This is a genomic window from Pseudomonas paraversuta (assembly GCF_904063065.1).
Taxonomy (GTDB): domain Bacteria; phylum Pseudomonadota; class Gammaproteobacteria; order Pseudomonadales; family Pseudomonadaceae; genus Aquipseudomonas; species Aquipseudomonas paraversuta.
Window position 1 is genome coordinate 1 of record NZ_CAJFCL010000007.1, and the last position, 23,136, is coordinate 23,136.

Genomic DNA, 23,136 nt, shown 5'->3' on the forward strand with positions numbered 1-23,136 from the left:
GAGATATTAGCCAGTACCTGATGCATCACTACAACTGGATCCGACCTCATCAATTTAACGATGGATTGGCCCCAGCGAAAACGGAAGAAAAACTCAAAACCGTGTCCGGGATGAGTTGACCACTACAATGCGCCCCCTAATAGACGGTGGATCAGCCCCTAATGGACGGTGAATGGCCCCCAATAGACGGTCTATCCACAGGAGTACACATTCAAACGGAAAAATGGCCATCTCCGGGCCTTTAGTGTTCTGGAGTACCGTCTATTAGGGACCTTATTTCAGTATTTTCTTATCTGATCGACGCATCATTACAAGCTGCGGCCCACTCAGGCCAACTTCTTCCACCAAGCCGTACTCGGGTAAATCATCTGTTGCGATGACCTTGCGCAGGTTCTCCGAGAACTTTTTGAGCGTCCCGGTGCTGCCGCTACGCGCATATAGAGTTTTAAATGCCCACTTTGCATCGTCTTTACCTGCGGCACGGCGCGCCAATCGGTAGACAAAACGCCCTATTCCCGATTCGATCAGGAAATAATCAGGGTGCACTGTCAGAATGTCCGGCTTTGCCCCCGAAGTGACTTCCCGATATATCCAGTTAGGTGCCTCAATCTCGACACTGGCCACCTTGCCGGTGTCAGTACGCGAAATTACGCGATAGTGGCTAATCAATCCCTCGGACTCTACCTCCCGCATGCTGCGCTTACCGTTTCGTGGGGAGCTTTCCCGCACGCTTTTGATAGTCGTACCTTTGAGGCGATCTAGAGCACCCTCTACTTCTTTAAATTGGCGGCTTCCGTCGCCCTTCCGGCAGAATTTCAAAATGTCAGACACGTGCGATTTGAACACACGACACGGCTTCTCACCCTTCCCTTCTCGGTAGCGATTCATAGCCTCTGTTAGATAAGAAATCAGCATTAGCACGATGTCATAATCCCAAATTGACGCCATGCCATATGGGCCAGCTGTGACCTCGACGTAACCGTCTGAAAGGTTGTAGCGGCTGATTTCTCCCGCCCGTTTTTTCTGCTTGGATATTCGGAACACAGCCACATCCATCATGCTGCGGCTATCGCGGGCGCTTACTTCGTACCGCGAAGGTACAACGGAATCAGCCTGCCTTTCGTGTTCACGCGGGCAAGGTATCGCCTTTTTAGCTGCAACTGGCGACCTTGGCGTTGGCAGATCCTGGCGTGGAGGCCTCTTTTTTTCTTCGGTACGCAGTCGCTCCTCTATTTCCCTAATCGACTCGCCCGGAAGTGCTGCGGCCTCCAGCTTCTTGCGGTACGCGGCGTGATTTTCTTCGATCCGTGACAACAGACTGCCAACTAGAAGTTGCCCATGGCCGCCGCTAGTCAAGGGATTGGCCCAGCATATGACGCGATGCATGCCAACAGCTCATCCCGCAATCAAGTTCAGATCCATCTACAACCGGCAGCATAAAACTCAGCACAAGCGGTTCATTCCCGGACACCGCCAGTACATCACTCGCCACGGCTAAACCCCCATTCCTGGGCGAATAGCGTGAGTGCCCGACGATTTGCGCGCGTCAATCCATTCTTCGATTTCAGTCAGATCCCACGCAACGTTCCGACTGGTTAGTGCGATACGGCGCGGGAACTCGCCCCGCTGCTCCATGTTGTAGATGGTGCGCTCAGCAAGCGGGATCATCGCGTGCAATTTCTTGCGGTTGATGAGCGTCTTACTCTTTGGCTTGTTCTCCATGAGGTCACTTTCCTTCAGAGTTATCAGATGCTTGACAATGCCTTCTAACGCCAGAATCAGGACGCAAAAAAGTTAGAATTTAGTTGTCATCCAGAGCTATCATCGGGCGATGGGAAAATATGAAAAAGCGTCGAGCACATACGATCCGCTTCTGAAAGTGCTGGTTAGAGAAAGCGATACATCGTCTGATCGCATCCGTGCGAAGTTGAGCAACCACTACGAGTGGTGCTTCTGCGAGCTATGCTGGCGATCTACCGAATATGCGATCAGCATGGCGGCGCCAAAGGTCTTCAAGCGTCTAAAACGCGGAAATATCAAAGCAGTGCCGCTAACAGAATCTATTCGTACAGAAGCCCGGAAAAAAACCGATACCTTGGTGGCTCGCTATGAACGAGCATTGAAGGGAGAGTTCGGCAAGTACGAACCCCCGCGCATGCTGGGGAGATACTGCGACATGCAGGAGTTGCGCGGGGACTTTTCGGTCGCAGCATTCCGTGAGCATGTGGAGCGCCGAATGCTGGTTTCTACTTGGGCACGCCACGGCGAATTACTGCGGCCTTCAGCCCTACCGGCCCATCCCGAGGGCGCAGCGAGACCGAGTAAACTCTACTGTGAAGTTCACAATCCGCGGCGTAGCGATGAAGCTCGCCGCGCTTACCAGCGCGACCGGAGGTTCACACTAGAGTATGAGGATTTAATTGAAAAAATCTGGTCCCAAGGAGCTGCCGTCCTCCCTAGGTGGGATATCGAGACATGGGCAGAAGTCAGGAAAAATGCCTATAACCAGCTCCAGGCACTCAAGTCACCAACAAGCTCAATGGATGATTTGTTAAACCAAGGCATTACGAATCAAGCGGAAATCGCCCGCCAACTTGGCGTATCACGCCAAGCAGTTTCTGCCGCCATCAAGCGACGGGGGCGAAAACAGGCAATGAGATAAAAACGACCGAAGCTCTAACTTGATTATCTGTAACCGTCGCCCGAACGGGGCCGATTGGCTGTCCACTCATCAATCATATCGGCCCAGTCCTGTAACATCGCAGTACGCTGCTCTCGATACTCGGCCTTGTTATAGACAGCCCTAACACCCTTCTGCTCGTGTGCAAGACATTTCTCAATCCAGTCTGAGTTGTAGCCCGCCTCGTGCAGCAGCGTGCTAGCTGTCCGTCTCAAATCATGCGGTCCGAACTTACTCAGCGGCTTCCCTTCTTTCTGCGCGAGCCGATAGCTCAGCGTCAGTACCTGATTGATGGTTGCGGTACTCATTGGCAGATCAGAATCGTACCGGGAAGGAAAGACGTATTCTGAACCACCGGCAAACGTCTTCAACGCGATGAAGAAATCCAGCACCTGCCGAGACAAGAACACCAAATGGGGGTTGCGTCGCTTCATCCGCTCTTTCGGAATGGTCCACAGGGCTTCACTAAAATTGATCTCATCCCAGGTGGCGTTGGTCAGCTCACTTTTTCGAACCATGGTGAGCAACAGCAGTTTAGCCGCCGCTCTCACGGAGGAGGCGGTGCCGATACGGTCCAAGTACTGGTACATCAACGCGATTTCGTCTGGACCCAAAGCGCGGTCACGAGGCTCAAATTTAGCGATGCTCGCAGAACGTACCAGATCGGCCGGGTTCTCGACCTTCTGGCCACGCTCAATCGCCCATCGGAAAACCTGCATTACGATCTCACGGGAGTGCACCGCCGTTGCTGGAGCACCTCGCTCCACGATTGCATCGGTCAGCGCTCGCAGGTCCTCATGGTTGATTTCCACCAGCTTCTGATTACCAAACTTCGGTTTCAGCTCACGCTCATAAACAGAGCGCCGCATATCACGGGTCGAGTCAGCCATCTGATACCCGCGAAGCCATTTCTCGGCCCAGGCATCAAACGTTTCTGCTCCCTTGCTACGTGCCTTGTCACGGGCTTTCTCCTTGGCAGGTGACTTGCCAGCCGCAACCATCTTTTTGGCTTCACCAAGCCGCTCTCGCGCTTCTGCAAGCGTGATTCCACCTACACCATAGCGACCAAACGTGATCGTCTCCTGTCGTCCATTGATGGAGTAGTTGTAGCGAAACGAGATTGCGCCCGCAGCCGTGACAGCTACGTAAAGTCCATCACGGTCGTTCACTTTGTAGAGTTTTTCTTTCGGTTTGAGATTACGTAGCTTGGTATCGGTCAGCATGAGGCTCGCGAATTCCGTTCAAAAAATACCATGCTCAGAAACACACCCAAAACCGCGAGAAAACCCAATAAAACCGGGTGGATTATGAGTCTTGATACCATGCCCTTACCCACAAAGGCGACATGGTATCGAACACCGAGCATGGCATTTGGCTCAGTCAATGCCCCGTACCATGCCACATAAACACGGTGCTTGGCGATGCACAAAGCTGCCAGAACTTGCCAGACCCAAAAAACCAAAAGCCCGCAATTACGCGGGCTTCAGGGTGTTTCTTGCTAGTTGGTGCCGGTCAGTGCCGGACGTCCAATCATTCCCACTCAATCGTTGCCGGCGGCTTGCTCGACACGTCGTAAGTAACGCGGGAGATGCCTTCGATTTCGTTGATGATGCGACCGCTGACGGTTTCAAGCAGCTCGTAAGGCAGGTGTGCCCAACGCGCGGTCATGAAGTCGATGGTTTCAACGGCACGCAGGGCTACAACCCAGGCGTAACGACGGCCATCACCTACCACGCCAACCGATTTCACCGGCTGGAACACCACGAATGCCTGGCTGACTTTGTGATACCAGTCGGCCTTGCGCAGCTCTTCGATGAATATGTGGTCAGCACGACGCAGAATGTCGGCGTATTCCTTCTTCACTTCACCCAGGATGCGCACGCCCAGACCCGGGCCCGGGAACGGGTGACGGTAGACCATGTCGTACGGCAGGCCGAGTTCCAGACCCAGACGGCGGACTTCGTCCTTGAACAGTTCGCGCAGAGGCTCGACCAGTTTGAGGTTCATCTCGTCCGGCAGGCCGCCCACGTTGTGGTGCGACTTGATGACGTGAGCCTTGCCGCTTTTGGCGCCAGCCGACTCGATCACGTCCGGATAGATGGTGCCCTGGGCCAGGTACTTGATGTTGTCCAGCTTGCAGGATTCGGCATCGAACACGTCGATGAAGGTACGGCCGATGATCTTGCGCTTTTTCTCCGGATCGCTTTCGCCAGCCAGGTTGTTCAGGAACTGGTCCGCCGCGTTGGCGCGGATCACTTTAACGCCCATGTTCTCGGCGAACATGGCCATTACCTGCTCACCTTCGTGCAAACGCAGCAAGCCGTTGTCCACGAATACGCAGGTCAGCTGATCGCCGATCGCCTTGTGCAGCAATGCCGCCACCACCGAAGAGTCAACGCCGCCGGACAGGCCGAGCAATACGTTGTCAGTGCCGACCTGGGCGCGGATGTTGGCGATCGCGTCTTCAGCGATTTTCGACGGCGTCCACAGGGCTTCGCAGCCGCAGATGTCGAGGATAAAGCGCGACAGGATGCGGCCGCCTTGCTTGGTGTGGGTCACTTCCGGGTGGAACTGCACGCCGTAGTAGCCGCGGGCATCGTTGAACATGCCGGCAATCGGGCAGCTCGGGGTGCTGGCCAGAATGTGGAAGTCGGATGGCATTCTGGTGACCTTGTCACCGTGGCTCATCCACACATCCAGACCGAACAGGCCGTCAGCGTCGATGTGGTCTTCAATGCCGTCGAGCAGGCGGCTTTTGCCGACTACGTCTACGCGGGCATAACCGAACTCGCGCAGCTCGGAACCTTCAACCTTGCCGCCCAGTTGCTCGGCCATGGTCTGCATGCCGTAGCAGATACCGAAAACCGGTACGCCCAGGTCAAACACGGCTTGTGGCGCGCGCGGGCTGTCGGCTTCGTGCACGGATTCCGGGCCACCGGCAAGGATGATGCCTTTAGGTGCGAATTCGCGGATCGCTGCGTCATTCATGTCGAACGGGTGCAGTTCGCAGTAAACGCCGATTTCGCGCACGCGACGGGCGATCAGCTGGGTGTACTGGGAACCGAAGTCCAGAATCAGGATACGGTGAGCGTGAATGTCGAGGGCCATGACAAAATCTCGATTAATTTCAGAAACGACACGGGGCTGAATCAAACAGCCCCGGTGACTTAATTCGTATCGCACCCGGGTTTTGACCCGGATGCGATCACTATCAACTTACGCGATAGTTTGGCGCTTCCTTGGTGATCTGCACGTCGTGGACGTGGGATTCAGCCATACCGGCGCCGGTGATGCGTACAAACTCGGGCTTGGTGCGCATTTGTTCGATGTCGGCACAGCCGGTGTAACCCATCGAAGAACGCAGACCGCCCATCAGTTGGTGCACGATTGCGGTCAAAGAACCTTTGTACGCCACGCGACCTTCGATGCCTTCCGGCACCAGCTTCTCGGCACCCGCAGAGGAGTCCTGGAAGTAACGGTCGGAGGAACCCTGGGATTGCGACATCGCACCCAGCGAACCCATACCGCGGTAGGCCTTGTAAGAACGGCCCTGGTACAGCTCGATTTCGCCCGGTGCTTCTTCAGTACCGGCAAACATCGAACCCATCATCACGCAGGATGCACCGGCGACGATGGCCTTGGACAGGTCACCCGAGAAGCGGATGCCGCCGTCGGCGATCAATGGTACACCGCTGCCTTCAAGGGCTGCGGCTACATTGGCAATGGCACTGATTTGCGGCACGCCGACACCGGCAACGATACGGGTGGTGCAGATCGAACCAGGACCGATACCGACCTTGACCGCATCGGCACCGGCTTCAGCCAGGGCCAGGGCAGCAGCGCCAGTGGCGATGTTGCCGCCAATTACCTGTACTTCAGGAAAGGTTTGCTTGACCCAGCGAACACGGTCGATCACGCCTTTGGAGTGGCCGTGCGCGGTATCGACAACCACCACGTCAACGCCTGCAGCCACGAGGGCGGCAACACGGTCGGCGGTGTCTTTGCCGGTTCCCACTGCCGCGCCTACACGCAGACGACCCTGGTCGTCCTTGCTGGCCAGCGGGTAAGCCTTGGCTTTTTCGATGTCGTTGACGGTCATCATGCCTTTAAGGGCAAATTTGTCGTCGACGATCAGTACGCGCTCGATGCGGTGCTTGTGCAACAGCTCGCGGGCTTCGTTCTTGTCGGCGCCTTCCTTGACCGTGACCAGACGCTCTTTAGGCGTCATCACTTCACGAACGGTGGCTTCCAGACGGTTTTCGAAACGCACGTCACGGGACGTCACGATGCCGACCAGGTCGCCATTGTGCAGTACAGGAACGCCGGAGATGTTGTGCAGGCGGGTCAGTTCGAACAGTTCGCGAACAGTGGCATCGGCTTCGATAGTGATGGGTTCTTTAACCACACCGGCTTCGTAGCGCTTCACTTTGCGCACTTCGTGAGCTTGCTGCTCGATGGTCATGTTCTTGTGGATGATGCCGATACCGCCTTCCTGAGCCATGGCGATTGCCAGACGGGCTTCAGTCACGGTGTCCATTGCAGCGGAAACCAGAGGAATATTCAGTTCAATGCCACGGGTCAAACGAGTCTTAAGGCTGACTTCGTTCGGGAGAACCTCGGAATAACCGGGGACGAGAAGGATGTCATCGAATGTGAGTGCTTCTTGGCTGATACGCAGCATCGCTGGGGCTCCCGAGCGGGAAAATGGAAGCGCGTTATTGTACTCAAAACACCTTCATCTCTCAACGGAAACCTTTAGAGAGTTTTGCGCTAAAGGCCATGATTTATTGACTCCCAGGGCAGATTCCAGATGATAGTGCGGCCTTGATTCCTGCAGGAGCCGGCTTGCCGGCGATTCAGACAGCCCGGAGGGCAGAGCCAGCTCAGTGATGCTATCGCTGGCAAGTCAGCTCCCACAGCTTCAGAGCTCGACCTTGACCCACGCCACCGGCTGGTCGAGCCAGTCGGCGAATTCGTCGAGGAAGCTCTGTTTGAAGCCCGCCTCGGCCCAGTTGTTGAAAATGAAGCCCAGATTGGAGAATGCGCACGGCTGCAGGAACAGAAAACCGTTGATGTCATCTTCATGGGCGCACAGCGGACAAATGAAGTTGTCGGTTCGGCCCGGCATCCACTCTTCCAGGCTTTCGAACAGCGCTTCACCGACTTCCTTGCGGCATTCGGCACAGCCTGCCTCTTCGAGAAACCCCTTGGCCGGGGTGTAGATGCAGCGCTTGGTGATGATTTCCAGACCATTGACCGGCTGACCGAACGGCAGCGCTTCAGGATGCAGCACCACACTGGCGGCGCCCGGCGCGATGGCGTAGGCCATACGGCTGCCGCCGCGGCCACAGGTGCTCAGCTCTTGCTCAATGATGTTCTTGCGCACCAGCCAGCGCACGATGGCCCGGGCCCGGGGTTCGTGAACCGGCAAGGTGGATATTCTGGGAACGATGATGCTTTGCGAATTCATGGGTACGGCACATGTACGTGAGATGGAAGCAGCACACATAACCTGCGGGAGCCGGGCTAGCACGTGATGGCATCATCGCGCTCAAGCCATAAACCGGGCAGTTTGCATCGCCGGCAAGCCAGCCCCCACAGGAGATAGCGTTTGGTGCGCAGCTTAATGCCTCACCGTGGCAGGTCAAGCACTCAGATAACGCGCAATCAACGCAATCCCGCTGGCCAGTACCAGCCATGTGACCAGCCGCACAAAGGCTTCGCGAGACAATTTGCGGGTCAATCGGCGACCGATCCACAAGCCCAGCGCCATCGCCGGTAACAGACAAGCGGCAAGCAACAGCAGCGCACCATCGGCATAGACGCCAGCAATCACAAACAGGCCCAGGCGCACCATTGTGCTGCAACTGATCAACGCACTTTGCGTTGCCCGCGCAGCATCCTTGGGCAAGCGCGCATTCAGATACAGCGCGTATAGAAAGCCGCCACTGCCAAACAACGCACCAAACAGACCGCCCGTAATACCGGTGGGAATAGCCCAGCCTGCAGCTACCCGACCCGGGCGCACCGTCACTGCCAAGCTATAAATCGCATAGGCGGTAATGAAAATACCCATCAACAGCAACAACAGATCTGACTTCAGATTGAGCAAAAACACTACCCCGACCGTGCAGCCCAGCGCCATGCACGGCAACAATCGCAACAATTCGGGGCGGGCTACATCACGTCGCGCGGGCAGCCAGTTGCCAAAGGCCGCGACAAAATCCAGCAGTACCAGCAACGGGATGATTTTCGATAACGGCAGGCACAGGATCAAAATCGGTCCGGCCACCAACGCCGTGCCAAACCCCGCGACTCCGAACACGATATAGGCCAGAGCAATGCCCAGCTCGATCAACACCCACTCGGCACCGGTAAAAGGCAAGTCCATGGCTTTTCATCCTTGTTTTAGTGGCGCGACTTTAACCAGACAGGTGCAGTGATAACAATCCACCCTTATGATGGCGCGCATGATTAAAGATCCTTTTGCACGACTCAACCTCGACCGAGAAGTCCTGACTGTCAGCCAGCTCAATGGCCGGGCGCGGGTCTTGCTCGAAGACGTGTTCAGCAACATCTGGGTAGAGGGCGAAATCTCCAACCTCGCCCGCCCGGCCTCCGGCCATGTTTACTTCACCCTCAAAGACAGCGGCGCCCAAGTGCGCTGTGCACTGTTTCGCAATAACGCAGCCCGGGTGCGCCAGGCACTCAAGGATGGCCTGGCAGTAAAGGTGCGCGGCAAGGTTTCGCTGTTTGAAGGCCGCGGTGATTACCAGTTGATTCTCGATACGGTTGAGCCGGCTGGCGATGGCGCGCTGCGACTGGCCTTCGATGCTCTGAAAGAAAAACTCGGCGCCGAAGGCCTGTTCAGTGCCGAGCGCAAGGTGCCCTTGCCGGCTCATCCGCAACGGATCGGAATTATCAGCTCACCTACCGGAGCGGTGATTCGCGACATCATCAGCGTGTTCCGCCGCCGCGCGCCGCAAGTTGAGCTGACCCTGATTCCCACCGCGGTACAGGGCCGAGAAGCCACGGCGCAAATTGTCCGGGCACTCAAGTTAGCCGATGCCCGGGGGTTCGACGCGCTGATCCTGGCCCGTGGCGGCGGCTCGCTGGAAGACCTGTGGTGTTTTAACGAAGAAGCCGTGGCCCGCGCCGTGGATGCCTGCGTCACCCCTATCGTCAGTGCGATCGGGCACGAAACCGATGTTTCGATCAGCGACTTTGTCGCCGACGTGCGCGCGCCAACGCCATCGGCTGCCGCGGAGTTGCTGGCCCCGGACTCCAGCGACCTGCAACGGCGTATCGACAGCCTGCATCGACGTCTGGTGATGCGTATCCGCGACCGCTTGATGCGTGACCGCCTGCGCCTGGATGGTCTGGCCCGCCGCCTGCGCCACCCGGGCGAGCGGCTGCGCCAGCAGGCCCAGCGCCTGGATGACCTGGACATGCGCATGCGCCGCGCCTTTGAGCGCAGCCTCAATACCCGTCGCGAACGCTTGATCCGGCTCGAAACGCGGCTGGCAGCGCAGCATCCGGGCCGGCAACTGGCCCTGTTGCGCCAGCGCCTGGACAGCCTGGCCGAGCGCTTGCAACGGGCCATGGGTGAAGGCCTCAAAAGCCGGCGCCTGCAACTGCAAAGCCAGATCCAGACCTTGCATGTGGTGAGCCCGCTGGCCACCCTGGGCCGGGGTTACAGCATCTTGCTGGATGAACGCGGCAACGCCATCCGCAGCGCCACACAAACCCGTCCCGGCCAGCGCTTGCAGGCCAGGCTGGGCGAAGGCCAGTTGCTTGTACGCGTGGAGGACAACCACCTCACGCCTGTCACCCTTTCATTACTGGATTGATCGATGCCGCGTTTTCTCTCTGCACTATTGCTGCTGTGTCTGACCTGTAACGCTCACGCAGCCGACAGCTACATCACCCGCTTGCTGAACAAGCCGGTACCGGGCGGAGTTGCCGTCATTGAACTGGGCACCGGCGCCCAGCCCCCCAAAGCCAGCTATCAAGGCAAGCCGGTGCTGGTGGTCAAGGAGCAAGACACATGGCGAGCGATCGTCGGTATCCCCTTGACCGTAAAGCCCGGCCCCCAGCAGATCAGCTCCGCCGGACGTGACCTGAGTTTCACGGTCGGCAGCAAGAAATACCCTGAACAGCGCATTACCCTGAAGAACAAGCGCCAGGTCAATCCGAACCCGGATGACATCAAGCGTATCGACAACGAACTGGCAGTGCAGCTCAAGGCGTACCGCACGTTCAGCCCCAATACGCCGAGCAACCTGTTGCTGGACAAACCGGTCAACGGGCCGCTGTCGAGCAAGTTCGGCGTGCGTCGCTTCTTCAACGGCGAAGAACGCAATCCCCATGCGGGACTGGACTTCGCTGTGCCCGCGGGCACCCCGATCAAGACCCCTGCCGCTGGCAAAGTGATTCTGATCGGCAATTACTTCTTCAACGGCAACACCGTCTTTGTTGACCATGGCCAGGGGTTTATCAGCATGTTCTGCCATATGTCGAAGATCGACACCAAGGTGGGCCAGCAATTGGCACGGGGTGATGTGGTGGGCAAAGTGGGCTCGACCGGACGTGCTACCGGTCCGCACATGCACTGGAATGTCAGCCTGAACGATGCCCGGGTCGATCCGGCGATTTTCATTGGTGCGTTCCAACCCTGATCCGGCCCTTGCAAGAGGCGGCTGCTCGCAGCATCAGACGCCTTACAGTCGCCAACCCGCGCAATAATAATTACCACAGCGATAAGTAACCGCAATAAATGCTCGAATATTGACCATATTCGAGCAGTTCTCTCAATGTTTTTTCGTCGCTTGCCATCTTCCAGCCCAATGGTTAGGGTTGAAGTCATGAAAACCTCTCACACCCTCATTCTGCTTCGTCAACACCGCAGCCTTTGCCTCGTCAGCGCACGACTGCAAAGCTAATCGCGGTGCCTCGCCCTTGTGCTTTGTATTTCTTCGGCTGGCCGCCTCTTGATAGTCGGCAAGCAAAATAAGGATTGCCTGATGACCATGCTCAAAGACCCTTCTTCCAAGTACCGCGCCTTCCCGGTCATTGATTTGCCTGACCGTACCTGGCCATCGAAAACCATCACCAGCGCGCCAATCTGGTGCAGCTCCGACCTGCGCGACGGCAACCAGTCGCTGATCGAGCCGATGGATGCGGTAAAGAAGCTGCGCTTCTGGAAGACCCTGGTCAGTGTTGGCGTTAAAGAGATTGAGGCTTCGTTCCCGGCCGCATCCCAGACCGACTTCGACTTCGTGCGCAGCTTGATCGAAGACGGCCACATCCCGGACGACACCACTATTCAGGTGCTGACCCAGGGCCGTGAAGACTTGATTGCACGCACCTTTGAATCCCTGCGCGGGGCGAAAAAGGCCATCGTTCATTTGTACAACGCGACTTGCCCGGCGTTCCGCCGCATCGTGTTCAACCAGGACAAGGAAGGCATCAAAGAGATCGCCGTCAGCGCTGCCAAGCTGTTCGTCAAATATGCCGCTCAGCAGCCTGAAACCCACTGGACGTTCGAGTACTCGCCCGAAACCTTCAGCGCCACCGAACTGGAGTTCGCCAAGGAAGTCTGTGACGCAGTGATCGAGGTCTGGAACCCGACGCCCGAGCACAAGATGATCCTCAACTTGCCTGCCACCGTTGAGTGCGCCACTCCGAACATCTATGCCGACCAGATCGAATGGTTCGGCCGTCATATCAATCGCCGTGACAGCGTGCTGATCAGCCTGCACACCCACAATGACCGCGGCACCGGCGTTGCCGCTACCGAGCTGGGCTTGATGGCCGGGGCTGATCGGGTTGAAGGCTGCCTGTTCGGCAATGGCGAACGTACCGGTAACGTCGACCTGGTGACTGTGGCCCTGAACATGTACACCCAGGGTCTGAACCCCGGGCTGGACTTCTCGGACATCGATGGCGTGCGCAAGGTCGTCGAAGAGTGCAACCAGATCCCGGTCCACCCGCGTCACCCCTATGTGGGCGATCTGGTGCACACCGCGTTCTCCGGCTCGCACCAGGATGCGATTCGCAAAGGCTTCTCTCAGCAAAAACCGGATGCCTTGTGGGAAGTTCCATACCTGCCGATCGATCCGGCTGACATTGGCCGCAGCTACGAAGCCGTGATCCGGGTCAACAGCCAGTCAGGCAAAGGCGGTATTGCTTACCTGCTGGAGCAGGAATACGGCATCAGCTTGCCGCGCCGGATGCAGATCGAGTTCAGCCAGGTGGTTCAGCGCGAAACCGACCGCCTGGGTCTGGAGATGACTGCCCAGCAGATCCACAGCTTGTTGCACAGCGAATATCTGCAGGCCAACACCCCTTACGCACTGGTCAGCCACAAGCTGCAGGAAGAGAACGGCCATAGCGCGGTAGAAGTTGAAATCTCTGCCAAGGGCGCTGGCGAGACCAACCTGCGCTGGAGCGGCAAAGGCAACGGCGCGCTGGAAGCGCTGGTGGCAGGCCTGCCGGTGAAAGCCGAGATCATGGACTACAACGAGCACGCTATCGGCGCTGGCACCAATGCCAAGGCAGCGGCCTATATCGAGTTGCGAGTCAATGGTGAGCGTGCCGTGCACGGTGTGGGCATTGATGAAAACATCACCACCGCCAGCTTTAAGGCCCTGTTCAGCGCCCTGAACCGCTCGCTGAGTGAAGCAGAAGCCAAGGCTGCTTAAAGCCGCCGGCCTGAAACGCAAAAGCCCCCAAGGTGTAAAAACCTTGGGGGCTTTTTTGTGCCGGATGTTCAACCCTCTGCAGGCGCGAGCTTTTCAATGCGCAGAGCTCGCTCCTGCAGGTGCCGTTTAGTGCAGATCGAAGGTATCCGCATCCAGATAGGCCGGGAAGCGCTCGCGGTAGGCCGCCAGCTCACCCGCCGTCAGGCATACCTGAAATACCCCGTCCGCTTCGCCGGCACTGAGCAGCGACTCGCCCTGAAAGTCAAAGACATGACTGTCACCGGTATAAACCATGCCCTTGCCGTCCGTCCCCACCCGGTTAACCGCTGCCACATAGCACAGGTTCTCGATGGCACGCGCTGGCAGTAACCGGTTCCAGTGCAGCCGTCGCGCACCCGGCCAACTGGCTGTATACAGCAGCAGATCGGTATCGTGGGGGTCGCAACTCCACACCGGAAAGCGCAGGTCGTAACAAATCAGCGGGCGAACACGCCAGCCCTTCACTTCGAATTGAACCTGACGCTCACCCGGCGTGAAGTGCTCGTGCTCTCCGGCCATGCGAAACAAGTGACGCTTGTCGTAATGCAGCACCTCGCCATCCGGGCGTGCCCACAACAGCCGATTGCGATGGCTGCCGTCAGCGGCCCGCACAATCACGCTGCCTGTGACCACCGCATCGAGATCCTTGGCCCGGGCCTGCAACCACTTGCTGGTGGGACCGTGCTCGGGCTCCGCCAGGGTTTTGGACTCCATGCTGAAGCCGGTTGTGAACATCTCGGGCAAGACCACCAGGTCTGCCCCCCGCGCCTGTTCGAGCAACTCGTCAAAGTGCGCAAAATTGGCCTCGCGATCGTGCCAGGCCAATGTGGTCTGCACCAGGGCAACGGTTAAATCGGGTAACCCACTTAGATCACGCATAGTTTTTCTGCTGCTGCACGCAGCGTCTCCTCGCGTTTGGCAAAACACAGGCGGACCAGACGCTGCCCTGGGGGCGGGGTCTGGTAGAACACCGAAACCGGAATTGACGCCACCCCGTGTTCACGGGTCAGCCATAGGGCCATGTCGACGTCATTGAGGTCCGGACGAATAAGGGAATAGTCCACCAACTGGAAATAGGTCCCGGCCACCGGCTTAAAGGTAAAGCGCGACGGGCTTAACAGATCACAAAACAAGTCGCGCTTGGCCTGGTAAAACGCCGGCAGTTCTTCAACATGCTCGGGGTGGGCCTCCATGAAGTCGGCCAGTGCGTACTGCAAAGGGGTAACTCCGCAGAAGCTGACGTACTGATGGACCTTGCGCAGCTCTGCCGTCAGGGCCGCTGGCGCCACCACGTAGCCAGTTTTCCAGCCGGTGACGTGATAGGTCTTGCCGAAGGAACTGACAACGAAGGCCCGATGGTACAGCTCGGGATGGGACAAAACACTGACATGGGGCACGCCATCGAACACCAGATGCTCATACACCTCATCGCTGATGATGTAGATATCGCGGTCCGCAATCAGCGCAGCCAACTGGTCCAGCTCGGCCCGGCTGATCAAGGCGCCGCTAGGATTATGCGGGCTGTTGAGGATGATCATGCGAGTGCGGGGCGTCAGTGCGTCTTCGAGCTTCTGCCAGTCGATGGAGAAATCAGCCAGCCCCAGTTGCACATGGACACAACAGCCACCGGCCAGCTCGACCGAAGGCTCGTAGCTGTCGTAGCACGGGTCAAACACAATGACCTCGTCACCGGGGTGAATCACCGCCTGAATCGCACAGAAGATGGCCTGGGTGGCACCGGGGGTGATGGTTACCTCGCTGTCGGCATCGACTTGCACAGCGTAACTACGGGCAATTTTCGCCGCGACCTGCACCCGCAAGGCAGGCAAGCCGGTCATGGGCGAGTATTGATTGTGGCCACTGGCGATGTGATGTCCCACCGCATCGCGCAAGGCTTGCGGGCCATCGAAGTCAGGAAACCCCTGAGACAGGTTGAGCGCGCCGGTTTCAGTCGCGAGCTGCGACATGCGCGTGAAAATAGTGGTGCCGACATTCGGCAACTTGCTGGTAATCATGGCCGTTCCCTGTGATGTTCCCGGCTCTGACTACGGCACAGGACCCATCGAGGATAGCCCAAACCCCAGACACGAAAAAGGGCCGATCAAGGCCCTTTTTCGCTGCGACAAGAGGTTGCGGATCAGCGCTTGTCTTTGCGCTTCTTCTCGGCTTTCTTGTGGTGCGACATCATGCGGCGCTTCTTGTTGACCTGACGGTCGGTCAGCGAGTTCTTGTTGGCTTCGTACGGGTTCTCGCCACCTTTGAACTCGATGCGGATCGGCGTACCGACCAGCTTCAAGACACGACGGTAGGTGTTTTCGAGATAACGGACGTAAGACTTTGGAACCTTCTCGACCTGGTTACCGTGGATCACAATAATCGGCGGGTTGGCACCACCCAGGTGGGCATAGCGCAACTTGATCCGGCGGTTGTTGACCATCGGCGGCGCGTGCTCGCCAACTGCGTCTTCCAGGATCTGGGTCAGACGGTTGGTCGGCCAGCGGGTAACCGCTGACTTGAAGGAGTTCTGCACCGACTGGTACAGGTTACCTACGCCCGTGCCGTGCAGCGCCGAGATGAAGTGGATGTCGGCGAAGTCGACAAAGAACAGGCGACGGGTCAGTTCGACCTTGACGAACTCGCGCTCGCTCGGCGTCATGCCGTCCCACTTGTTGATCGCGATGACCAGAGCCCGACCGGCCTCCAGCGCAAAGCCCAACAGGTTGAGGTCGTGGTCGACCACGCCTTCGCGGGCATCCATCACAAAGATCACCACGTTGGCGTCTTTGATGGCCTGCAGGGTTTTGACCACGGAGAATTTTTCTACTTCTTCGTGGATCTTGCCGCGCTTGCGCACACCCGCGGTGTCGATCAGCGTGTACTTCTCGTCGTTACGCTCGAACGGGATGTAGATACTGTCGCGCGTGGTGCCCGGCTCGTCATAAACGATAACCCGGTCTTCACCCAGCATGCGGTTGACCAGCGTTGATTTACCAACGTTAGGCCGACCGATGATGGCGATCTTGATCCCGTCTTTTTCGCTCGGGCCCGGGATGCGCTTGGCTTCCTGACCTTCAAGAACGACTTCGGCTTCGCCTTCTTCTTCCTCTTCCGGATCTTTCGGGAAGTCGCTCAGGGCGATTTCCAGCATCTGGGTGATACCACGACCATGGGCACCGGCGATCGGAATCGCATGGCCCATACCCAAGGGGGCAAATTCTGCACGCGCCAATTCAGGATCGATGTTGTCGACCTTGTTGGCGACAACATACGAGCGCTTGTTACGTTTGCGAAGGTGTTCGCCAATCATCTGGTCAGCGGCTGTGAAACCCGCTTTTGCATCTACCAGGAACAGAACGACGTCAGCTTCTTCGATAGCCAGCAGCGACTGCTCGGCCATCTTTTCGTCCATACCGTGCTCGTCACCGGAGATACCGCCGGTGTCGACCAGAATGTAGGAACGCCCTTGCCACTTGGCCTCACCGTATTGGCGATCACGGGTCAGACCGGACAAGTCGCCGACGATGGCGTCGCGAGTCCTGGTCAGGCGGTTGAACAAGGTGGACTTGCCGACGTTAGGTCGGCCCACCAGGGCGATTACGGGAACCATGCGGCTCTCCACTTCGTTATTTCAGAAAATACAAAAGCCGCTGCAAGGCAGCGGCCAGAGTTCGGAACAGCACAAATGTGCCGCAAGCCTTGCCAGGGCAAGGCTGCCTGAGACCCTAGAGCCTCAAGCATAGACGCCTTAGCGAATGGTCAGGGCTTCCAGTTTGCCGCTGTTACCAAACACGTAAATCATGTCACCGACCACCAGCGGACGCGCCCGAAGACCATCACTGTCTATGCGGGTACGGCCCACGAAACGACCATCGACCTGGCTTAGCAGGTGCAGATAGCCTTCCATGTCACCGACTGCCACATAGCTGGAGAAGACTTCCGGAGCCGACAATTGACGGCGGGCCAGAGCGTCGTTGCTCCATAGTGCAGTGGTCGAACGTTCATCGATGGCTTCAACAGTACCGGACGCCAGACTGACGTAGACGTTACCAAAACCTTGTGCGACACCTGCATAACTGGAAGCATCACGCTGCCAGAGCACGCGGCCGGATTCCATCTCCAGTGCTGCCATGCGGCCCTGGTAGCTGGCAACATACAGCGTGCCACCGGACAGCAGCAGACCACCGTCGATATCGACGATACGCTCGAGTTCCGAACGGCCTTGCGGGATGGCAACACGTTGCTCCCACACCGGCACGCCGTTTCGAGTATCAAGGGCAACGATTTTACCGGTCGAAAGACCGGCAATTGCCAGGTGGTTGGTTACCAGCGGTGCACCGGTACCACGCAAGGTCAGAACACCTGGCGTGCTGTCGTAGATCCAGCGCTGGTCACCGGTTGAAGCATCCAGACCTACCAGATGGTCGTCCTGGGTTTGCACCACGACGATGTCACCGTTGGTCTGTGGTGGAGCAAGCACTTCGCTGTTAACACGAGAGCGCCATTTTTCTTCACCCGTGCTGGCGTCTAGGGCTACTACGTCACCTTGCAAGGTACCGAGCATCACCAGGCCATAGCCAACACCTACGGCGCCAGAAACAGGCAGTTCGAGGTCTTTCTTCCACTGAACGTCGCCGTTCATGCGGTCCAAGGACATCACTACACCGGTCACGTCAGCCGCGTAGATGGTATTACCTTCAACAGCCGGAACCAGCATGTTGTAGGTCTTACCCTGACCGTCACCGATCGAGCGATCCCACTGCTTTTGCAGAACGACTTCTTCTTTGAAGTCAGTCAGCTCGGCTGGCGGAAGTTCTTTTTTGCTGTTGCTGCTGCAACCCGCGGCCAAAATGACCAGAGCCAGCAATGCCGCATGTTTCCAACGCATCACTTCACGCATCTCCTTTGGCAAGGTCGTCGAGCTTGATTTGTAAGCCACCGACAGCCGCTTCATCGGAGAGCGCTGCTTTGGCTTTTTCGTAGGCGCTGCGTGCGTCGTCAGTGCGACCCTGCTGAACCAGCAAGTCGCCCTTCAGCTCTTCACGGCTGGCCAGGAATGCCTTGTCGGAATCGACTTCGAGCAACTTCAGGGCATCGTCAACTTTGCCCTGGGCTGCCAGAACCTGAGCCAGACGCTGACGCGCCACTTCACCCAGGGTCGAATTCGCCGGTTTGTCGACAATGATTTTCAGCTCGGTGGCGGCGTCATCAAGCTTGCCGTTGTCCACTGCAACCTTGGCCACGAAAAGACCGCCAAACTGTGCGTAGGCCGTACCTGCGTATTCGTTTTTCAACTTGCTGGCCAGATCCGCCACACGGGCCACATCGGGCTGACCGTCAGGCGTGAGGGTGGCCTCAAGCAATTGCTGGTAGAGCATCGACGCGCCTTGCGACTGATTGCTCTGATATTTGTGCCAAAGCTGCCAGCCAGCCACTACCACCAGTGCCAGCAGGGCGCCAGTAACCAGGGGTTTGCCGTTACGCTGCCACCAGTCTTTCAACTCGCCCAGCTGATCATCATCGTTACTCGACACCCCAACACTCCTTATTCGCTAATTCGGCTGTTTTACAGCTTCAACCCTGCACGATGCAGGTGGCCAAGTGCTCGGCAAGAGCATCCCAGGCAATCGTTTGTTGTTCGCCCTGGCCACGCAGGGGTTTGACGCCTACTACTTGCTGGGCCAATTCGTCGTCACCCAGGATCAGTGCATACAGCGCACCGCTCTTGTCGGCCTTCTTGAACTGGCTTTTGAAGCTGCCAGCGCCGGCATTGATCTGCAAGCGCAGGTTTGGCAGTTGATCACGAACACCTTCGCTCAACGTCAGGGCAGCCAGTTCAGCAGCCTCACCGAAAGCACACAGGTAAACATCAACCTGACGTGCGATTTCTGCCGGGACTTGCTCAAGGGTTTCGAGCAGCAGGATCAAGCGCTCGATACCCATTGCAAAACCGACGCCCGTGGTGGGCTTGCCACCCATCTGTTCGACCAGACCGTCATAACGACCACCGGCACACACGGTGCCCTGGGCACCGAGTTTGTCAGTGACCCACTCAAATACGGTTTTGCTGTAGTAATCGAGCCCGCGAACCAGCTTGGGGTTGATCACGTAAGGAATCCCGGCAGCATCCAGGCGCGCCTTGAGGCCCTCAAAGTGCACACGGGACTCTTCGTCCAGGTAATCCACCAGCTTCGGGGCATCAACCAGAACCGCCTGGGTATCGGCGTTCTTGCTGTCGAGCACCCGCAGCGGGTTGGATTTCAAGCGACGCTGGCTGTCTTCGTCAAGCTCGCTCAGACGCGAGGACAGGTATTCGACCAGCGCGGCACGATAACGTGCACGGGCTTCGCTGGTGCCCAGGCTGTTGAGCTCAAGCGTGACCGCATCGCGGATACCCAGTTCGCCCCACAGGCGCCAGGTGAGCACGATCAGTTCGGCATCGATGTCCGGACCATCCAGGTTGAATACTTCAACCCCGATTTGATGGAACTGGCGATAGCGGCCTTTTTGCGGGCGCTCGTGGCGGAACATGGGGCCGATGTACCACAGCTTTTGAACCTGGCCACCACCGGTAATGCCGTGTTCCAGCACCGCACGTACGCAGGCAGCCGTACCTTCGGGACGCAAAGTCAGCGAATCGCCGTTGCGGTCTTCGAAGGTGTACATCTCTTTTTCGACGATATCGGTCACTTCACCGATCGAGCGCTTGAACAGCTCGGTGAATTCAACGATAGGCATGCGGATTTGCTTGTAACCGTAGTTATCCAGCAAACGCGAGACCGTGCTCTCAAAGTAGCGCCATAGAGGCGTCTGCTCAGGCAGGATGTCGTTCATGCCACGAATGGCTTGCAAAGACTTGCTCACAGAAAATCCTTTATTCGTTTGATTAGCCGCGCGCGATAACTGCTGCGTCAGCTTCGACCTTTTCGGCCGCTTTCTGCCGGATCAGCCTTTCGAGCTCATCCACCAGATTTTCATTCGTCAACTTCTGCGACGGCTTGCCGTCGATGTAAATCAGGTTCGGTGTACCGCCGGTCAAGCCCACATGGGCTTCTTTCGCCTCGCCGGGGCCGTTGACCACACAACCGATCACCGCCACATCCAGCGGTACCAGCAGGTCTTCAAGCCGCACTTCGAGTTCGTTCATGGTTTTCACCACGTCGAAGTTCTGCCGCGAGCAGCTTGGACAGGCAATAAAGTTGATGCCACGCGAGCGCAGGTGCAGGGACTTGAGGATGTCGTAACCGACTTTTACTTCCTCGACCGGGTCTGCCGCCAGAGAGATGCGAATAGTATCGCCAATCCCTTCGGCGAGCAGCATACCTAGGCCCACGGCAGATTTCACTGTGCCTGAACGCAAACCGCCGGCTTCGGTGATACCTAAATGCAGCGGCTGGACGATTTCCTTGGCCAGCAAACGATAGGCCTCAACCGCCATGAATACGTCCGAGGCCTTTACGCTGACCTTGAAGTCCCTGAAATTCAGGCGTTCGAGGTGCTCAACGTGACGCAGTGCCGACTCAACCAGAGCAGCAGGCGTCGGCTCGCCGTATTTCTTTTGCAGGTCTTTTTCCAGCGAACCGGCGTTGACCCCGATACGGATCGGAATACCGCGATCACGGGCAGCATCAACCACTGCACGCACACGGTCTTCGCGACCGATGTTGCCCGGGTTGATCCGCAGGCAGTCCACACCCAGTTCGGCCACGCGCAAGGCGATCCGGTAATCGAAGTGGATATCGGCAACCAGGGGCACCTTGACCAGTTGCTTGATGCGACCAAAAGCTTCGGCTGCATCCATATCGGGCACGGAAATGCGCACGATATCGACGCCTGCGGCTTCCAGCCGGTTGATCTGGGCAACAGTCGCAGCCACGTCATTGGTGTCACTGTTGGTCATGCTCTGTACGGCAATAGGGGCATCGCCACCTACTGGCACCGAGCCAACCCAGATTTTTCGCGATTCGCGACGTTTGATTGGTGATTCGCCGTGCATGACTTATTGACCTAACTTCAGGCGAGCAGTCTCGCCACTGGTGAAAGGAGCCACATCCACAGCCTGACCGTTGTAGGTCACCTGTGCGCCACGGGCATAGCCCAGACGCAGGGTCAGTGGAGGCTTGCCGCTCACTTCAAGATTCTCGCCCTTGCGCTTCAGACCACCAAACAGCACTTTGCCGGTGCCATCGGTGACTTGAGTCCAGCAATCGGCGGTGTATTGCAGATTGACCCTGCCAGTGCCTGCAACCGGTGCCGCGGGCGCCGCCGCATCAGGGACTGCAACAGGTGCCGGCACAACCGGGGTCGGGGCAACAGGGGCTGGCGTAGCGGCAGGCGTTACAGGCGTAACCGGCAATGCCGGCGCATCTGTCCCGGCCTGCTGCGCAGCAGGATCAGTCGCCACAGGCGTCTCGCCTTCGACCTTGGCTTCTGCCACTGCCTGGTCTTCCGGCTCGTCGAGCGGGTGAATCCGGGTCGTACCGTCAGCACCTTCAACTTCGACGTGTTCCGGAGCCAGACCGATCAGGTCCTTGGCGCGCATGGACGTCTGGTCCTGCCACCAGATGAAACCGCCACCTATCACGGCGATCAGCAACAGCAGGCTGACAATACGCAAAATGGTGTGGGAAACCCGCACAGGCTCTTCAATCCGGCCAAGACTGTGCACGTTGCTGCCATTGGCATCAGTCCCTGTGTACAAATCAAACTCATGGACCAGGCTGGTCTGATCCATGCCAAGCAATTTGGCATAGGCACGGATGTAACCGCGCGCAAAAGTATGGCCTGGCAGCTTGTCGAACGCCCCGGTCTCAAGGTTGCTCAGGGAACTGGCCGTGAGATTGAGTTTCAAGGCGACTTCAGCCAACGTCCATCCATTGTTTTCACGGGCCTGACGCAGAGTCTCACCGGGATTGACACGAGTCGCTGCTAGAACTTCGGGTTGCGCCGCTTTCATCATTGCTCCGACAGGTATTGCTGATATTCCGGCGTGCCGGGATAGAGTCGTTTTAGTTGCTGGCCATAATTGGCAGTTGGGGTGCGCTCGTCGAAAACACTCGCCAGTCGCGCACCGAGCAATAGACTACGTGCATTTTGCCCGCTAAGCAGGCTAAAACGATCGTAATAGTCACGTGCGGGCACATAATGCCTGTCTTCGTAAGACAACTCAGCCATTTCGAGCAGTGCACGGGGTTGTTGACGATTCAGGCGCAAGGCTTTTTCGAGCTGCTGGCGACCTGCATCCCGTTGCCCCAGCCTGAGTGAAGCGACCCCCAGGTTCTCGTAGATGCGCGAACGCTCGGGATAAAGGTTGTCGGCCAGGGCTTTGTGGAATTGATCATGGGCCTCCTGATAACGCTGCTGCCCGAAAAGCAGGCTGCCATAGTTATTCAGGATCCGGGCATCGTCCGGCCGCGCACGCAGTGCTGTGCGAAAGGCCTGCCCGGCCAGTTCGAACTCCTGCTCGGACTGAAACACCAATGCCAGGGCAGCATTGGTGTCCGGATCAGTCTTGTCGAGTTCCAGGGCTTTACTCAAGGGGATCCTGGCCTGCTCGGTCATCCCCTGCTGAAGATAACCCAGCCCCAGTTGAACATATGCCTCGCGCGCCGCGTTACGCCCCTTGTCAGTGGTCATCGGGTTTGAGCCGCCCGATGACACACAGCCAGCCAAAAAGCTGAGCAAGCCAAAAGAAAGCGCGGCGCGCAGGATCATGGA

General features: G+C 57.7%; 20 protein-coding genes. 4 read left to right on the forward strand and 16 right to left on the reverse strand.

All coding sequences use genetic code 11. The annotated features are described in order from the left end of the window. Nucleotides 1-273 precede the first annotated feature (273 nt). Entirely contained in the window at nucleotides 274-1,386 is a 1,113-nt protein-coding gene (locus tag JQ845_RS14985) for a replication initiator protein A (RefSeq protein ID WP_003443324.1), read from the reverse strand. A 108-nt stretch (nucleotides 1,387-1,494) separates the two neighbouring features. Continuing rightward, nucleotides 1,495-1,722: a helix-turn-helix transcriptional regulator gene (locus JQ845_RS14990; RefSeq protein WP_003443325.1), complete on the reverse strand. Its 228-nt coding sequence runs from the start codon at nucleotides 1,720-1,722 to the stop codon at nucleotides 1,495-1,497. Between the two features lie 109 nt (nucleotides 1,723-1,831). Between JQ845_RS14990 and JQ845_RS14995 the strand changes: the two genes are divergently transcribed. Then, entirely contained in the window at nucleotides 1,832-2,662 is an 831-nt protein-coding gene (locus JQ845_RS14995; protein WP_003443326.1) for a helix-turn-helix domain-containing protein, read from the forward strand. A 23-nt stretch (nucleotides 2,663-2,685) separates the two neighbouring features. Here JQ845_RS14995 and JQ845_RS15000 read toward each other — a convergent pair whose 3' ends face one another. The 5 genes from JQ845_RS15000 to JQ845_RS15020 all read right to left on the reverse strand — a co-directional run bounded on the left by JQ845_RS15000 (nucleotide 2,686) and on the right by JQ845_RS15020 (nucleotide 9,071). Continuing rightward, nucleotides 2,686-3,903, reverse strand: a complete 1,218-nt coding sequence (locus JQ845_RS15000) for a tyrosine-type recombinase/integrase (protein WP_003443327.1) — start codon at nucleotides 3,901-3,903, stop codon at nucleotides 2,686-2,688. A 307-nt stretch (nucleotides 3,904-4,210) separates the two neighbouring features. Then, nucleotides 4,211-5,788: a glutamine-hydrolyzing GMP synthase gene (guaA, locus tag JQ845_RS15005; RefSeq protein WP_203009198.1), complete on the reverse strand. Its 1,578-nt coding sequence runs from the start codon at nucleotides 5,786-5,788 to the stop codon at nucleotides 4,211-4,213. A 103-nt stretch (nucleotides 5,789-5,891) separates the two neighbouring features. Then, on the reverse strand, nucleotides 5,892-7,361 hold the full coding sequence (gene guaB / locus JQ845_RS15010; RefSeq protein WP_003443333.1) for an IMP dehydrogenase: 1,470 nt from the start codon (nucleotides 7,359-7,361) through the stop codon (nucleotides 5,892-5,894). Between the two features lie 240 nt (nucleotides 7,362-7,601). Further along, entirely contained in the window at nucleotides 7,602-8,150 is a 549-nt protein-coding gene (locus tag JQ845_RS15015) for a hypothetical protein (RefSeq protein WP_003443334.1), read from the reverse strand. A gap of 174 nt (nucleotides 8,151-8,324) precedes the next feature. Beyond that, nucleotides 8,325-9,071 carry a sulfite exporter TauE/SafE family protein gene (locus JQ845_RS15020; RefSeq protein ID WP_003443335.1) on the reverse strand — a complete coding sequence of 249 codons (747 nt, stop codon included), beginning with the start codon at nucleotides 9,069-9,071 and terminating at the stop codon, nucleotides 8,325-8,327. Between the two features lie 79 nt (nucleotides 9,072-9,150). Here JQ845_RS15020 and xseA point away from each other — a divergent pair, with 79 nt between their 5' ends. From xseA to leuA, 3 genes are all read left to right on the forward strand, one after another. After that, nucleotides 9,151-10,530, forward strand: coding sequence for an exodeoxyribonuclease VII large subunit (gene xseA, locus JQ845_RS15025; protein WP_003443336.1), 1,380 nt, complete (start codon nucleotides 9,151-9,153; stop codon nucleotides 10,528-10,530). A 3-nt stretch (nucleotides 10,531-10,533) separates the two neighbouring features. Further along, nucleotides 10,534-11,358, forward strand: a complete 825-nt coding sequence (locus tag JQ845_RS15030) for a peptidoglycan DD-metalloendopeptidase family protein (RefSeq protein WP_003443337.1) — start codon at nucleotides 10,534-10,536, stop codon at nucleotides 11,356-11,358. 345 nt (nucleotides 11,359-11,703) lie between these two features. Continuing rightward, nucleotides 11,704-13,383, forward strand: a complete 1,680-nt coding sequence (leuA, locus tag JQ845_RS15035; RefSeq protein WP_003443338.1) for a 2-isopropylmalate synthase — start codon at nucleotides 11,704-11,706, stop codon at nucleotides 13,381-13,383. Between the two features lie 126 nt (nucleotides 13,384-13,509). On the opposite strand, the gene JQ845_RS15040 is transcribed toward leuA, so the two are convergent. From JQ845_RS15040 to pilW, 9 genes are all read right to left on the reverse strand, one after another. Further along, nucleotides 13,510-14,301, reverse strand: a complete 792-nt coding sequence (locus JQ845_RS15040) for an amidohydrolase (protein WP_003443339.1) — start codon at nucleotides 14,299-14,301, stop codon at nucleotides 13,510-13,512. Further along, nucleotides 14,289-15,437 carry a pyridoxal phosphate-dependent aminotransferase gene (locus JQ845_RS15045; protein WP_203009199.1) on the reverse strand — a complete coding sequence of 383 codons (1,149 nt, stop codon included), beginning with the start codon at nucleotides 15,435-15,437 and terminating at the stop codon, nucleotides 14,289-14,291. The genes JQ845_RS15040 and JQ845_RS15045 overlap by 13 nt, the downstream gene beginning before the upstream one ends. A gap of 122 nt (nucleotides 15,438-15,559) precedes the next feature. Continuing rightward, the gene (der, locus tag JQ845_RS15050) at nucleotides 15,560-17,029 is read right to left on the reverse strand and encodes a ribosome biogenesis GTPase Der (protein WP_003443342.1); all 1,470 of its coding nucleotides are present in this window, start codon (nucleotides 17,027-17,029) and stop codon (nucleotides 15,560-15,562) included. A gap of 138 nt (nucleotides 17,030-17,167) precedes the next feature. Then, on the reverse strand, nucleotides 17,168-18,319 hold the full coding sequence (bamB, locus tag JQ845_RS15055; RefSeq protein ID WP_029612229.1) for an outer membrane protein assembly factor BamB: 1,152 nt from the start codon (nucleotides 18,317-18,319) through the stop codon (nucleotides 17,168-17,170). Further along, nucleotides 18,312-18,953 (reverse strand): tetratricopeptide repeat protein, encoded by a 642-nt coding sequence (locus tag JQ845_RS15060; protein WP_003443347.1) that lies wholly within the window; start codon nucleotides 18,951-18,953, stop codon nucleotides 18,312-18,314. Before JQ845_RS15060 ends, bamB begins: the two co-directional genes overlap by 8 nt. Before the next feature lie 40 nt (nucleotides 18,954-18,993). Continuing rightward, nucleotides 18,994-20,283, reverse strand: a complete 1,290-nt coding sequence (gene hisS / locus JQ845_RS15065) for a histidine--tRNA ligase (RefSeq protein WP_003443349.1) — start codon at nucleotides 20,281-20,283, stop codon at nucleotides 18,994-18,996. 22 nt (nucleotides 20,284-20,305) lie between these two features. Further along, the gene (ispG, locus tag JQ845_RS15070) at nucleotides 20,306-21,415 is read right to left on the reverse strand and encodes a flavodoxin-dependent (E)-4-hydroxy-3-methylbut-2-enyl-diphosphate synthase (protein ID WP_003443351.1); all 1,110 of its coding nucleotides are present in this window, start codon (nucleotides 21,413-21,415) and stop codon (nucleotides 20,306-20,308) included. A gap of 3 nt (nucleotides 21,416-21,418) precedes the next feature. Then, complete coding sequence (locus JQ845_RS15075) at nucleotides 21,419-22,375, reverse strand: RodZ domain-containing protein (protein WP_203009200.1); 957 nt, start codon at nucleotides 22,373-22,375, stop codon at nucleotides 21,419-21,421. Then, nucleotides 22,375-23,133, reverse strand: a complete 759-nt coding sequence (pilW, locus tag JQ845_RS15080) for a type IV pilus biogenesis/stability protein PilW (protein WP_010655613.1) — start codon at nucleotides 23,131-23,133, stop codon at nucleotides 22,375-22,377. The genes JQ845_RS15075 and pilW overlap by 1 nt, the downstream gene beginning before the upstream one ends. Nucleotides 23,134-23,136: the final 3 nt, after the last annotated feature.

What these genes read in the sequence shown, in the direction of transcription:
- JQ845_RS14985 (WP_003443324.1), bottom strand. Translation starts at nt 1,386, where the DNA reads ATGCATCGCGTCATATGCTGGGCCAATCCCTTGACTAGCGGCGGCCAT.
- JQ845_RS14990 (WP_003443325.1), bottom strand. Translation starts at nt 1,722, where the DNA reads ATGGAGAACAAGCCAAAGAGTAAGACGCTCATCAACCGCAAGAAATTG.
- JQ845_RS14995 (WP_003443326.1), top strand. Translation starts at nt 1,832, where the DNA reads ATGGGAAAATATGAAAAAGCGTCGAGCACATACGATCCGCTTCTGAAA.
- JQ845_RS15000 (WP_003443327.1), bottom strand. Translation starts at nt 3,903, where the DNA reads ATGCTGACCGATACCAAGCTACGTAATCTCAAACCGAAAGAAAAACTC.
- guaA (WP_203009198.1), bottom strand. Translation starts at nt 5,788, where the DNA reads ATGGCCCTCGACATTCACGCTCACCGTATCCTGATTCTGGACTTCGGT.
- guaB (WP_003443333.1), bottom strand. Translation starts at nt 7,361, where the DNA reads ATGCTGCGTATCAGCCAAGAAGCACTCACATTCGATGACATCCTTCTC.
- JQ845_RS15015 (WP_003443334.1), bottom strand. Translation starts at nt 8,150, where the DNA reads ATGAATTCGCAAAGCATCATCGTTCCCAGAATATCCACCTTGCCGGTT.
- JQ845_RS15020 (WP_003443335.1), bottom strand. Translation starts at nt 9,071, where the DNA reads ATGGACTTGCCTTTTACCGGTGCCGAGTGGGTGTTGATCGAGCTGGGC.
- xseA (WP_003443336.1), top strand. Translation starts at nt 9,151, where the DNA reads ATGATTAAAGATCCTTTTGCACGACTCAACCTCGACCGAGAAGTCCTG.
- JQ845_RS15030 (WP_003443337.1), top strand. Translation starts at nt 10,534, where the DNA reads ATGCCGCGTTTTCTCTCTGCACTATTGCTGCTGTGTCTGACCTGTAAC.
- leuA (WP_003443338.1), top strand. Translation starts at nt 11,704, where the DNA reads ATGACCATGCTCAAAGACCCTTCTTCCAAGTACCGCGCCTTCCCGGTC.
- JQ845_RS15040 (WP_003443339.1), bottom strand. Translation starts at nt 14,301, where the DNA reads ATGCGTGATCTAAGTGGGTTACCCGATTTAACCGTTGCCCTGGTGCAG.
- JQ845_RS15045 (WP_203009199.1), bottom strand. Translation starts at nt 15,437, where the DNA reads ATGATTACCAGCAAGTTGCCGAATGTCGGCACCACTATTTTCACGCGC.
- der (WP_003443342.1), bottom strand. Translation starts at nt 17,029, where the DNA reads ATGGTTCCCGTAATCGCCCTGGTGGGCCGACCTAACGTCGGCAAGTCC.
- bamB (WP_029612229.1), bottom strand. Translation starts at nt 18,319, where the DNA reads ATGCGTGAAGTGATGCGTTGGAAACATGCGGCATTGCTGGCTCTGGTC.
- ispG (WP_003443351.1), bottom strand. Translation starts at nt 21,415, where the DNA reads ATGCACGGCGAATCACCAATCAAACGTCGCGAATCGCGAAAAATCTGG.
- JQ845_RS15075 (WP_203009200.1), bottom strand. Translation starts at nt 22,375, where the DNA reads ATGAAAGCGGCGCAACCCGAAGTTCTAGCAGCGACTCGTGTCAATCCC.
- pilW (WP_010655613.1), bottom strand. Translation starts at nt 23,133, where the DNA reads ATGATCCTGCGCGCCGCGCTTTCTTTTGGCTTGCTCAGCTTTTTGGCT.